The 12,602-nt window shown below is 68.9% G+C and carries 12 protein-coding genes and 1 pseudogene; 6 read left to right on the plus strand and 7 right to left on the minus strand.

Going from position 1 to position 12,602, the window contains the following annotated elements:
* Positions 1-85: 85 nt before the first annotated feature.
* Positions 86-1,336 (minus strand): YbfB/YjiJ family MFS transporter, encoded by a 1,251-nt coding sequence (locus WS49_RS19435; RefSeq protein ID WP_059532026.1) that lies wholly within the window; start codon positions 1,334-1,336, stop codon positions 86-88.
* A gap of 502 nt (positions 1,337-1,838) precedes the next feature.
* Here WS49_RS19435 and WS49_RS36135 point away from each other — a divergent pair.
* On the plus strand, positions 1,839-1,961 hold the full coding sequence (locus WS49_RS36135) for a hypothetical protein (protein ID WP_006752127.1): 123 nt from the start codon (positions 1,839-1,841) through the stop codon (positions 1,959-1,961).
* 58 nt (positions 1,962-2,019) lie between these two features.
* Complete coding sequence (locus tag WS49_RS19445; protein ID WP_059532029.1) at positions 2,020-2,973, plus strand: hypothetical protein; 954 nt, start codon at positions 2,020-2,022, stop codon at positions 2,971-2,973.
* A 10-nt stretch (positions 2,974-2,983) separates the two neighbouring features.
* Here the strand turns inward: WS49_RS19445 and WS49_RS19450 are convergent, their stop codons facing one another.
* Both WS49_RS19450 and WS49_RS35145 read right to left on the minus strand, forming a co-directional pair.
* A complete protein-coding gene (locus WS49_RS19450; protein ID WP_059532032.1) occupies positions 2,984-3,493 on the minus strand; it encodes a GNAT family N-acetyltransferase in 510 nt (169 codons plus the stop codon).
* Between the two features lie 68 nt (positions 3,494-3,561).
* Positions 3,562-3,678 (minus strand): annotated as a pseudogene (locus WS49_RS35145) (AraC family transcriptional regulator); the annotation flags it as partial.
* A gap of 285 nt (positions 3,679-3,963) precedes the next feature.
* Here WS49_RS35145 and WS49_RS19460 point away from each other — a divergent pair.
* Positions 3,964-4,296, plus strand: coding sequence for a type II toxin-antitoxin system RelE/ParE family toxin (locus WS49_RS19460; RefSeq protein ID WP_059532039.1), 333 nt, complete (start codon positions 3,964-3,966; stop codon positions 4,294-4,296).
* A complete protein-coding gene (locus WS49_RS19465; protein ID WP_059532042.1) occupies positions 4,293-4,622 on the plus strand; it encodes an addiction module antidote protein in 330 nt (109 codons plus the stop codon). Before WS49_RS19460 ends, WS49_RS19465 begins: the two co-directional genes overlap by 4 nt.
* Before the next feature lie 15 nt (positions 4,623-4,637).
* Here WS49_RS19465 and WS49_RS19470 read toward each other — a convergent pair whose 3' ends face one another.
* Both WS49_RS19470 and WS49_RS19475 read right to left on the minus strand, forming a co-directional pair.
* Complete coding sequence (locus tag WS49_RS19470; protein WP_059532045.1) at positions 4,638-6,656, minus strand: LssY C-terminal domain-containing protein; 2,019 nt, start codon at positions 6,654-6,656, stop codon at positions 4,638-4,640.
* 102 nt (positions 6,657-6,758) lie between these two features.
* The gene (locus tag WS49_RS19475) at positions 6,759-7,211 is read right to left on the minus strand and encodes a hypothetical protein (protein WP_059532049.1); all 453 of its coding nucleotides are present in this window, start codon (positions 7,209-7,211) and stop codon (positions 6,759-6,761) included.
* 307 nt (positions 7,212-7,518) lie between these two features.
* Between WS49_RS19475 and WS49_RS19480 the strand changes: the two genes are divergently transcribed.
* Both WS49_RS19480 and WS49_RS19485 read left to right on the plus strand, forming a co-directional pair.
* The gene (locus tag WS49_RS19480; protein WP_059532052.1) at positions 7,519-8,166 is read left to right on the plus strand and encodes a response regulator; all 648 of its coding nucleotides are present in this window, start codon (positions 7,519-7,521) and stop codon (positions 8,164-8,166) included.
* Complete coding sequence (locus tag WS49_RS19485) at positions 8,163-9,962, plus strand: sensor histidine kinase (RefSeq protein ID WP_059532055.1); 1,800 nt, start codon at positions 8,163-8,165, stop codon at positions 9,960-9,962. Before WS49_RS19480 ends, WS49_RS19485 begins: the two co-directional genes overlap by 4 nt.
* A 91-nt stretch (positions 9,963-10,053) precedes the next feature.
* On the opposite strand, the gene WS49_RS19490 is transcribed toward WS49_RS19485, so the two are convergent.
* Both WS49_RS19490 and WS49_RS19495 read right to left on the minus strand, forming a co-directional pair.
* Positions 10,054-11,364: an MFS transporter gene (locus WS49_RS19490; protein ID WP_059532058.1), complete on the minus strand. Its 1,311-nt coding sequence runs from the start codon at positions 11,362-11,364 to the stop codon at positions 10,054-10,056.
* Positions 11,365-11,477: 113 nt separating this feature from the next.
* Positions 11,478-12,494 carry an ABC transporter substrate-binding protein gene (locus WS49_RS19495; protein ID WP_059532419.1) on the minus strand — a complete coding sequence of 339 codons (1,017 nt, stop codon included), beginning with the start codon at positions 12,492-12,494 and terminating at the stop codon, positions 11,478-11,480.
* Positions 12,495-12,602: the final 108 nt, after the last annotated feature.

A 12,602-nucleotide genomic window follows, 5' to 3' on the forward strand; every position in this document is an offset into this window, starting at 1 on the left:
GGCGGCCGCGCGCGCCTCGACCATCATGTGCGGGAGTGACGACACTCCCCATTTTCTGCGGATGTGACCGGGGCGGCGGTGCGCGTTACGTAGCCCCCCGCAACGCGCGCTGCCCGGCCGCGAGCGCCGCGCCCGCGAACAGCGTCAGCGCCGAATACACGAGCCCGCGCGCGAGCCCGGCGCTGTCGGATACCCAGCCGATCGCGACAGGCCCGGCGATCTGCCCGAACGCGAAGATCGTCGTGAACGCGCTGATGCCCTTCGCCCAGCCTTCCGGCGGCAGGTTGTGACGCACGAACGCGGTCGTCGACGCGACCGCCGACAGGAACGTCGCGCCGAACAGCACGCCCGACGCGAACGCGGCCGCCGGATGCACGAACAGCGCCGGCATCAGCGTCGCGACGCCGAGCAACGCATTGAGCGCGGCCAGCGCCTGGCCGCCGCGCATCCGGTCGAGCAGTCCCGACCACAACCGCGCCGACACGACGGTCGCGACGCCGAGTATCACGTAGAACGCGGACACGACCGCGCCGCTCATCCCCGCGCCGCGCAGCAGCGCGACGATGAACGTCATGTAGCCGATGTAGCCGACGCCGAACAGTCCGTAGCCCGCGAGCGCGAGCGCGAAGCGCGCGGGGCTCGCGGTGGCCGCCGGCGCGGCGCCGTCGCGCCGCACGGCCGGTGCCGCGTGCGCCTGCTCGATGCGACGCGCCGCCGCCACGGCGACAGCCGAGAACAGCACGCACGCGACCGCGAGCGCGAACCACGCCGGTTGCCAGCCATGCGCGCGATGCACGAGCGTCGCGGGCACGAGCAACGACGACGCGACGATGCCCCATCCCGTGCCGCCGTAATAGAGCCCGAGCAGCAGCCCCGCATCGCGCGGCGACGCGGACGCGAGCCGCGCCGCCAGCACGCCGCCGCTGATGAAGATCAGCGCGCTGCCGACGCCCGTCGCGAGCCGCTCGACGAGCAGCGCGTTCATGCCGGACGTGAACCCGCATGCGGCCATCAGCACCGCGGTCTGCGCGCAGCCGGCCGCCAGCAGCGTGCCGGCGCGCCAACGCCGCGACAGCAACGGGAAGATGAGCGCGCCGACCAGGTAGCCGGCCGCGTTCGCCGTGTTCAACGCGCCGGCCTGCGCGAAGCTCCAGCCGAGATCGGATTTCATCGGCGGAAGCAGCAGTGCATACGAGAAGCGCGCGAGGCCGAGCGCGATCGCGCTGCCGAGCGACAGGCAGATCGCGAGCCGCCATGCGGCCATCCTGTCGGGTTCGGTGGCGCCTGCATCCGGCCGTGCTCGGCCGGCGTGCTCCGGTTGCGGCGCTGCGCGCATCGCGGTGTCTCCATCGTGGTTCGAATCGTGCCGCCGGGATGGCGGTGCGCGCGCGGCGGCGGCCCGCGCGCGAAGTCGTCAGATGGTGCCAGAAAATCGGTGCAACCGCCGGAGCCGGCTCGTCGGCGGCTGGCGGACAGCTCGCATGGACGTTGGCCGTGCGCGCATCGTTCGTGAATGGCGAAAATCGAAACGATCGACGCGATTGCGCTTCAAATTTAAATAAAGCACAAAAGTCAATTCGCCATTAACGGACGCGATATTAAAAAAATAATGGATGGCCTTCACGATCCGATTCATTCGTCTTGATCGCAAGATATGCATAAAACCCGCTTGTTTAGCACGCCACAGCTAAAAACATCGCAACGCATTGCATTCGCGAAATCGTCAGACTAATATCGACGCCACTCGTCCGGTATTCAAAAAATTCCGGACGAGTGGCGGTCATCCATTTACCGCGCTTTCATGTTGAATCGCTCATGTTCATCACAGGAGAATTGACATGCAGGAAACCCGGCAGATCGAATTGCTTGACTGGATGCAGGAAGACACGCACCCCGAGGCCGTCGACATGATGGTCGAGGATGCCGTGGTGCCGTTCGGCACCGCGCTCTGGCCGGTCTGAGCGGCCAGCCCGTTCTCGCGGAAGGGCCACGGCCCTTCCGCCGCTTCCGGAGACACGCATGCTGAACCTGCACCGCGCGCTCGGCTGTCACCCGGCGCTGCGCGACAAGCTCGCACGTGGCGAAACGGGCAAACTGCTGGTCGGCTACGACACCCGCAATCGCGATATCGCGCTGCGCGCGTTTTCCGCCCTGCCCGACTCGCTCGACGCGACGACCCTCTGCCTCGAAACCACCCCGCCCGCCGACATCGCCAGCGCGCTCGCGCACGCGGATCTGTTCGTACTGCTGTACGACTCGTCATGCCTGCCGACACCGTCGCCGAGCGGCCCGCCGTTCCTGGCCGCGATCCGTCCCGCGATCGTCGAGCACTGGAGCAAGTCGGTACTGTTCAAGGATTACGGCCCGCATCTCGACGAGGCGTTCGCCGAATCGCTCGACGACATCGCCGCGCGCAACGGCCGGCTGATCGAAGCGGCCGCGCGCGCATCGCGGATCCACTTCATCGACGAAGCCGGCAACACGCTGACCGGCTCGCTTTCACCGGACCAGAAATGGACGAGCGTGGACGGGATGGGCAATCTCGACGTCGTGCCCGGCGAGATCGCGACGCACGTCACCGACCTGCACGGCTCGATCGTATTCAGCGGCACGTTCCTCGGCACCGTGCCGTTCGCGATCAAGTACCGCGTGACGGAACGGCTCGCGACGCTGCACGTCGAAGACAGCCTGATCGTCGATTTCGACAGCGACGACGCGGGCTTCCGGCGCGACTTCGCGTCGTACCTCGACCGGCATGACAATCACCGGCGCATCGAGGAATTCGGCATCGGCACGAACCTGGGCATCCGCGCGCTGTACGGCCGCAACGCCGGGTTCGAGGAGCGCCATCCGGGGCTGCATCTCGGCCTCGGCGGCGGCGCGAACGGCAGCCACCACCTCGACCTGATCTTCGCGCGCGGCACGCTCGCGTTCGACGAGCGGATCGTGTTCGACGGCGCGTTCGCCGTCTGACCGTCGAGAATCAGGCTTCGGCGGCGGCGGTGTCGCCGAGCCACTTGAACATCACCAGGCAGTCGACGAAGCCGAGCCGCGCGTGGCGATACGCGCGCGGCAAGCGGCCGACGATCTCGAAGCCGAGCTTCTGCCACAGCGCGACCGCCACCTCGTTCGTCGCGACCACCGAATTGAACTGCATCGCGAGAAAGCCGCGTTCGCGCGCCACCTGCTGCGAGTGCTCGCACATCAGGCGCGCGACGCCCTTGCCGCGCGCGGCCTCGCTGACCATATACCCGCAGTTGCACACGTGATTGCCGGGCCCGGCCGCGTTCGCCTTCAGGTAGTACGAGCCGAGCAGCACGCCATCCTCCTCGGCGACCCACGTGCAAAGCGGCGCGGCGAGCCACAGCGCGCGAGCGGCCTCCTGCGTCGCCGCCGGATCGAATGCATAGGTCTCCTGCGCGGCGACGATCGCATGGTACGTGGGCCAGAAGCGGGGGAAATCGTCTTCGGTCATCGGGCGAAGCGTGATCATGCGGATTCTCTCGTGAAGGGATTTTGGAGTGCGCGCGTGCGGATCGGCGCGCGTGGCGCGACACGGCGTCAGTGCGGGCCGCCGTCGCGCAGCAGGCCGCTGCGACAAGTGCCCGACGGCACACCATACCATCGCTCGAACGCCTGCGAGAAACTCGGCAGGTCGCTGAAGCCGAGCCGCTCGGCTTCTCCCCGCACGGCGCGTTTTCCGTACGCGCCGGTGAAATCGGCCGTTCGGCCGAATCGCCATCGCACGCCCCGAATGAAAGAATGATCCTCGTTCGGGAAGCCGGTCTCACCGCCTGAAACCCCGGGCACGAAGGCACCGCAGGCAATCCTGCGCACCGCCTTCGCGTCATGCTTCGTCTCGATTCGGCAATCGACCCGCGCGCGTTTCACTTCATCCGCCTCATCGGACAAACAGCGCAATCACCTCGATATTCATACCCCTCATGTAGCTTATAAGTTACAATGCTCTCCAAGTTCGAACTGCTTCGCTATCAGCGCGACGACGGTCGCGAGCCTTTCACCGAATGGCTGAACGCCGTGCGCGACAAGGTCGTCCAGGCGCGGATTCGCGAGCGCCTGCGCCGCATACAGACCGGAAATTTCGGCGATTGCGAGCCCGTCGGCGAAGGTGTGATCGAACTGCGCATCCACGTCGGTGCCGGCTATCGCGTGTACTTCGGCCGGTACGGCAGCGCGCTGGTGCTGCTGTTGTGCGGCGGCGACAAGCACAGCCAACCCGACGACATCAGGCATGCGAAGGAACACTGGTTGAACTGGAAACGGAGGCAAGCATGAACAAGCTCAAAGGCTCGGTATCGCACCACGACGCGGAAGTCGCCGAACTCGGCGCCGATCGCGAGCTCGCGGTGGCCTATCTGCGCGTCGCGATGGAATCGCTCGACGATCCCGACAATCGCGCTGCCGCACTGCTCGCGCTGCGCACCGTCGCGGAAGCCTACGGCGGGCTCGGCGCGGTCGCGGCCGAAGCCGGCATCAGCCGCGAATCGCTGTATCGCACGCTGTCGCCCAACGGCAACCCGACGCTGAAAACCCTGCTCGCGGTACTCAAGACCGTCGGCCTGCGCCTGTCCGTCGTCCCCGCGCAACCGGCGCACGCCTGACGCGCCGCACGCATTTCAAGGCTGCACCATCCACACGAGCAGCACCTCGGCCGGCGCCGTGCTCGTCCCCGCCGGCGGCCGCTCGACCGTCGGCTCGACCTGCAGCGCCTGCGTGATCGTCGCCGTATCGTCGACGGTCGTCGTGCGCACGATCGTCATCAGTCGCGCGGGCCGATGCAGCGTCTCGCGATACAGCGCGCCGTACCACAGCGGCCGCGTGCCGAGCGCATCCTGCAGCACGTACGGATAACGCCACATCCGCAGTACGAGGCGGCTGTCCGGACGGGCCGGATCGACACGCACGAACACCCGGCGCGTACTTTCGCCATGCGTGTAGCGCGGCAGCACGGGCAGCGCATCGGCCGGCGCCTGCGGCAGCAGCCAGCGCAGTGCCGTGGCGGGCGACCACGGCGTCGCGCGCTGCCAGCCGGCCAGCGAAAGATGGCGATCGAGCGTGTCCGACGTCGCGCACCATTGCAGCGGCAGATATTCCTCGCGATCGCCGCCGATCTCGGTGCGCCGCGTCGGCACGCGCTGCCACCCGCCGTGCATCCACTGATCGACGGTCATCGCGACGACGTCGCCCACGTGCGGACGCGCCGCGCGATCGAGCTGCCATTGCGCGGGCACGGTCCAAACGCCGGTCGTCGCGAGCACGACGAGCACCGCGACCAGCGCGCCCCGCGGCTGCACATGCTCGCGCACGCGCCAGTACGCATAGGCGCCCGCCAGCATCGCGAACCACGCGAGCCCGAGGCTCCAGCCGCCGAGCAGACCCGACAGCCACGTATCGCCGACGTACAGCCGCGCGAAGCCACCGAGCACGATCCACAGCACGACCGCCGTCACGACCGGGATGCGCCACAGCGCGGGCCGGTCGCGCGTCAGCACCCAGCCGATGCCGCTGCTCGCGAGCATCGCGAACGCCGCATCGGCGTCGGGCAGCGGCACGTGCAGCGCGCCGGGCGGCAGGCTCGCGGGCATCGTGCCGGGCGAGCCGGCGCCGAACGCCGGCACGAGCACGACCGCGATGCCGACCGTCGCGAGCCACCATGCGGACGTCACCCAGCAGCGATGGATCATCAGCCAGACGAGAAACGCGGCCGCGACGATCAGCCCGGTATCGTGTCCGTGCAGCACCGCGAGCGCGCGCATCGCGGCGTCCACGGGCGGCGTGCGCAGGTTCTGCAGGAACGCGTACAGCGCGATGTCGGCGTGCATCAGCGGATCGTTCGCGACGACGTCCTGCACGATGCCGGCAAACAGCCACACGCAGCCGACGAACAGCAGCGCGAACACGGGCACCGCGCCCGGCAGGCGGCGCACGTGCACGAACGTGTCGTGCACCCGCGCGCCGAACCGCGGCCAGCGGCGGATGCACGCGTACATGACCGCGACGAGCGCGCGGTGCAGCAGCGGCCAGCCGCGCCGCAGCGCGACGCGCACGCCGATCCACACGAGCGCGACGAGCGCGGCGATCACCAGCAGAATCGCGGCGACCCGCACGCTGATCGCGGCGGCCAGCACCGCCGACGCGCCGAACAGGATGCCCGGCGCGACGTGCACCGGCGCCCAGATCAGCGCCGACACGACGTTGACCGGATAGAACGACCGGCGCGGCAGCGTCGCGCACCCCACCACCACCGGCACGACCGCGCGCACCGGCGCGAGGAAGCGCGCGAGCACGATGCTCTTCATGCCGTGGCGCAGCACGAACTGCTCGCCGCGCGCGTAGGCATCCGCGTAGCCCAGCCGGACCCATCCATTTCGGATCGCGCCGCGGTAGTGGCGTCCGAGTTCGTAGCTGATCCCGTCGCCGACGATCGCGCCGGCGGCCGCGACGCCGATGGCCGTCCAGCCGTCGAGCGCACCCGCGCCGATCAGCGTGCCGGCCGCGAACATCACGGCGCCGGCCGGCACGACCGTGCCGATCAACGCGATCGCCTCGGCACAGGCGGTGGCGAACACGATCGCCAGCACCAGCGCCGGGTGTGCGCCGATCGCACCGAGCCACGTGTGGATCGTGCCGCTCATCGCGGGCGGCGCGGCGTGGCGGCGCGACGGGTCCGCACCGGGCCGGCGATGGCGTGAGGAAGGTTCATCGGAGTGTGTGCGCGTTCGCGTCGGCCGGCGGCGTCAGTCGAATTCGTGCTGCCGCGCGTCGGCCTCGAGCGGCGCGTCGTGGTAGCCGACGGTCGCGATCTCGTGCAGATAGCGCGCGAGAAACGCGCCGATCGACCCGGCTTCCTCGTACTGATGCACATGGCGGAATTCGTGCGTGAGCAGGCGTCGCGTGTCGTGGCCGCGCAGCACGAACACCGCATGGCCGAGCGTGAGGCCGATCGTCCCCGGCGCCAGCAGACCGGTGTCGCGCGCGATGGCGCCCAGCGCCGGCGTGTCGGGGAACGGCAGCCGGTCGGCGACCACGACGCGGATCCGCTCCGGTTGCGCGACGCCCACGACACGCGCGTCGTCGGCCTGCGCGGGCGTCAGCGGCACGCCCCGCGCGAGCCCGTGGGCCGCCTGCGCGTCGGCCCACGCGACGGCGTCGGGCAACGCGGACGGCAGGATGTCGGCAAGATCGATCATCGCGGCGGCTCCTCGGGTCTGGACGGTGCAATCAGGCACCAGTTTATCTCTGAATCAGGGTGGTCCGCGAGACACGCCGTCCGCCGGATCGCGACGATTCCTCGGGAATACCCTCCCCGCCTGCCCCTACCGCCCGTCCCATTTCACGACGATTATTTCGCTTCAAGACACATTCGATACCCAGATGTCTCAAAAATGTTCCGGAGGTGCACCATTTCCCGTTTCGGCGGCATATATTGGTCAGAAGAACCGCCGCGGCGACAACCGGCAGAGCAGCCCGCGGCGTCATCCCGAAGAGGACCGCTAGATGATCAGGGTAATTCTGGCTGACGATCACGCAGTCATGCGAGACGGACTGCGTCACATCCTGGAAACGGCCGGCGGTTTCGAGATCGTCGGCGAGGCGAGCGACGGCGCGGCCACGCTCGCGCTGGCCGAGCGTCGCGCCGCCGACGTGCTGCTGCTCGACCTGTCGATGCCCGCGCCGACCGGTATCGAGTTGATCCGGCTGGTCAAGACACAGGCGCCATCGCTGCGCATGCTGGTGCTGACGATGCACGCGGAAACGCAGTACGCGGCGCGCACGTTCAAGGCCGGCGCGACCGGCTACCTGACGAAGGACAGCGCGACCGCCGAGCTCGTCCAGGCCGTCACCAAGGTCGCGGCCGGCGGCGTGTACGTGAGCGCGTCGGCGGCCGAAAGCCTCGCGCGCACGATGCGCGCGCCGTCCGAAATGCTGCCGCACGAGCGGTTGTCCGAGCGCGAACTCGACGTGATGCGCCGCATCGTCGCGGGCCAGACGGTCACGCGGATCGCGGCGGACCTCACGCTGAGCGCGAAAACGGTCAGCACCTACAAGACGCGCATCCTCGAGAAGATGGAGCTGCCGCACGAAGCCGCGCTGGTGCGCTACGCGATGCGCCACGATCTCGACCTCGGCGTCGACGACGCATGATGCCCGCATTCCGCTTCCGCCCGGCCGCGGCCGATGACGACGACGACGCGTCGGAGCCGTCGCGCCTGTTCATGTCGTCGCTGCCGCCCGAGCGGCGCGAGCGGCGGCTCGCGATCGCGACGGTCGTCGTGTCGGCCCTGATCTTCGTCGCCCTCGCGCCGTTCGCGGGCATGCCGCTTGCCCGCGTGTGGGGCTTCATCCCCGTGTACCAGTCGGCGATCGTCGTCAACGACATGGTGACGGCCGGCCTGCTGCTCGGCCAGTACGCGATCCTGCGCGAGAAATCGCTGCTCGCGCTCGCCGTCGGCTACCTGTTCACGGGCTTCATGGCCGGCACGCACATGCTGACCTTTCCGGGGCTGTTCACGCCGACGGGCCTGCTCGGCGCGGGCGAACAGACCACCGCATGGCTTTATCTGTTCTGGCACGGCGGCTTTCCGCTGGCGGTCGTCGCTTACGCGCTGCTGCGCGCGGCGCCGCGCGCGCATCCGCCATCGCTCGAGCAGCGGCGCGCCACGATTCCGCTCCTGCTCTGCATCGTCCTGACGGCCGGCGCGACCGCCGCGCTCGCGCTGCTCGCGACCGCGGGCCACGACCTGCTGCCGCGCATCATGCACGGCAACCGGATGGCCTCGACGATGACGAACGCGATCGCGGTCGTCTGGGCGCTGAACCTTGCCGCGCTCGTGCTGATGTGGCGGCAGCGGCGCCGTCATTCCGTGCTGGACCTGTGGGTGATGATCGTGCTCGTCGCCTGGCTGTTCGACATCGCGCTGTCGTCGATGCTGAATCACGGACGCTTCGACCTGGGCTTCTACGCGGGGCGGACCTACGGCCTCGTCGCGTCGGGCGTCGTGCTGTTCGCGCTGCTGTTCGAGAACGGCCGGCTGCATGCGCAGACGGTGCGCGCGCTGGCCGGCGCGCGCTACCAGCACCTGCTCGTCGTGCAGAAGAGCGCGCAGCTCAACGAGGCGAACGAACGGCTCGAGCAGCGCGTCGCGGCGCGCACCGCGCAGTTGAGCGCGTCGAACCGCGACCTGCGGCGCGAAGTCGAGGAGCGCGTGCGTGCGGAGCGCGCGCTGCAGGCATCGCGCGAAGAGCTGCGCGAGATCGCGGCGATCAGCGCGAGCGCACGCGAGGCCGAACAGCGCCGCATCGCGCGCGAACTGCACGACGAACTCGCGCAAACGCTCGCGACGCTGAAGAACGATCTCGAATGGCTGCTCGATCACGTGCCGCAGGACGATGCGCCGCTGGCGCGCAAGATCGCGGCAATGCATGCGCTCGCGCGCGGCGCGGTGACGGCCACGCGGCGCATCGCGTCGGACCTGCGCCCGCTGATGCTCGACGACCTCGGGTTCGCGGCCGCGATGCAATGGCTCGTGGAGGATTTCCGGCACCGTCACGGCATGGCGTGCGCGCTGCACGTCGAGCCGGGCGAATTGCAGCTCGACGAACCGTATGCGACGGCCGTGTTCCGCATCGCGCAGGAAGCGCTCGCGAACGTCGCGCGGCACGCGGCCGCGTCGAGCGCGACCGTGGCGCTCGTTTATCGTGACGAGACGATCGCGCTGACGATTCGCGACGACGGTGCGGGATTCGATCCCGGCGCGCCGCGCAAGTCGGGATCGTTCGGGCTGGTCGGTTTGCGCGAGCGTGCGTATCTCGTCGGCGGCACGCTGCGGATCGATACGACGCTCGGTGAAGGGACGACGGTGGAGGTCGACATTCCGGTCGCGGCTGCGCATGTGGCGATCGCGCATGAGGAACGGGGGGCGTCGCCGACGGAGGGATAAGGGCGAAGCAGCAACGGCGGAATACCGCTTCGGGGATCGGAACGGAAGCCGGGACCGCGCGGAACCGCGGCCCCGATGCTTCCCGCGCCGCTCACGCCCGCACCGCCACCATCCCCCGCTCCGAACGCGTCCACGCGACCAGCGCGCCGATCCCGAGCAGCGCGAGGCATACGATCGGCACGATCATCGGACCGAACGCAGTGCCCGTCACCTTGCCCGCGAACGGCATCAGGTTCTGGCTGAAGAAACCGCCGAGGTTGCCGATCGAATTGATCGCCGCGACGCTCGCCGCCGCACGCGCGCCGGTGAAGTAGCGCGGCGGCATCGACCAGAAGCACGGATACAGCAGCGGAATGCACGCGCCGCCGAGCACGAGCGCGACGAAGCGCAGCGGCGTCGACGGCAGCACGAGGCTCAGCAGGAAGCCGAGCGCACCGAGCGCCGCGACGATCGCGATCGTGCGCAGGATGCTCTTCGCGCGGCGCAGCTTCGACGGCAGCCACAGCAGCAGCACGACCGCGAGCGCCCACGGCAGCATGCTCAGCAAACCGTTCGTACTGCTCGACACGCCGAACGATTTCACGAGCGTCGGCAGCCAGTACGTAACGCCGTACAACGACGTCGACATCAGCATGTAGGTCGCCGCGAACAGCATCACGCGCGGATCGAGCAGCGCCTTCCACGGCTGCGCATGCTCGGCCTTCGCCGGCTTCTCGCGCTCCAGCGCGGCCGCGACGATCTGCTTCTCGCGTTCGTCGAGGAACGGCGCATCGCGGAACGACGCCGGCAGCACGCGGAACACGACGATCGCGACGATCACGGCCGGGATGCCCGTCGCCACGAACACCCACTGCCAGCCCGCGAGGCCCCACACGCCGTTCAGGCTCAGCAGCACGCCGCCGACCAGCGAGCCGAGCATGTTCGCGAGCGCGCTGCCGAGCGTGAAGATGCCGAGCACCTTCGCGCGGTAGCTTTGCGGAAACCACAGCGTCAGGTAATAGATCACGCCCGGATAGAAGCCTGCCTCCGCGATCCCGAGCAGGAAGCGCAGCGAACAGAACGCGGGCATCGACGTCGTGAAGCCCATCAGCACGGTGATGAGGCCCCACGTCAGCATGATCCGCGCGAGCCACACGCGTGCGCCGTAGCGATGCAGCGCGAGCGTGCTCGGCACCTCGAACAGCAGGTAGCCGATGAAGAACAGCGACGACGCGAGACCGAACGCGGCCTCCGTCATCCCGAGGCTGTGCACCATCTGCAGTTTCGCGAAGCCGACGTTCTGCCGGTCGATGAACGCGATCAGGAACATCACGACGAGAATGGGCATCAGGCGCCGCGCCATCTTCGACATGACGCGCTGCTCTTCGGCGGACGCGGGGTCCAGGGTTTCGGTGGTATTCACTGCGGGCTCCTCCGTGAATCGGTTGCTTGTCGGTTGAATCGGCGCCGCGCGCGATGCACGTGCGGGCGCAGCGGTGTTCGATGAAATCGGGGTTCGGCGGCGGACGGCGACGGTCAGCCGGTCCGGTAGTCGTCGAGCATCGGCGCGAACATCTCGTGCCACGCGCGCGGCTTCGCCTTGATCGTGCCGGCGAGATACAGGAATTCGACGTAGTCCATCAGCTGGTTCGGCCGCACCGAGAAACGCGTGTCCGGCGCGGCGAGCATCTGCATCACGTCGTCGTGCGACACGCCGACGCCCGACGAGGCCGCATACAGCGCGGCCGCCGCGCGCGGGTCCTGCGCGATCAGGCGGTTCGCTTCGTCGAGTGCACCGAGAAATGCCGAGGCCAGCGCGGGCTCCGTGTCGACGAGCCGCTTCGGCGCGAACACGACGTCGAGCGTCAGCGGGCCGAGCACGTCGACCGAATTCACGACGCGATGAATGCCCGGCTGGCGCAGCTCGAGCGTCGAGAACGGCGGTGACGTGAAGTGCGCGGTGACGCCGTTCTCTCGGCGGATCAGCGCCTGCATCGCCTGCGGATGCGGCAGGTTCACGGTGATCGAATCGAGCTGCGCGAAATGCTTCGCGCCGAGCTGCCGGCTCGCGACCATCTGCAGCACGACCGCCGACAGCGACGTGCGGATGCCCGGTACGGCGATCCGGTCCGACGGCGTGAAGTCGCGCAGCGACGCGAGGCCCGGCCGATTCGCATTGAGCGACAGCGACGTCGTGGACAAGCCGCTGATGCCGATCACCTCGACGTTCGGAATTCCGCGCGCCCGCGCCCATAGCTCGATGAAGCCCGGCGCGCCGGCGCCCGCGAAATCGAGCGTGCCGGCCATCATCGCGTCGTTGACGGAATTGCCGCCGTCGAGCAGCACCCAGTCGACCGCGACCTCGCGCAGGCCGTGCCGCGCCGCGTGACGCTCGAACAGGCGCTGCTTTTCCATCACGAGCAGCGGCAGGTACAGCACGCCATAGCCTTTCGAGATCCGCACCGTGCGCGGCTTCGCGCGCACCAGCGACGGTGCGGCAAGCATGCCGAGGCCGGCGGCGAGCAACGCGCGGCGGCGTGGCGACGCGATCATGCGCATGCCTGCGGACGGTGAGCGGCAAGCGACGACGCGGCAGCCCGCGTCAGGCTTCGCCGTGCATTCGGCCGCGCCTTCGTCGTGCCCGTGACATGCTGCATGTTG

Origin of the sequence: Burkholderia sp. RF7-non_BP4, assembly GCF_001521935.1 — a bacterium.
In the GTDB taxonomy this organism is placed as follows: Bacteria; Pseudomonadota; Gammaproteobacteria; order Burkholderiales; family Burkholderiaceae; genus Burkholderia; species Burkholderia diffusa.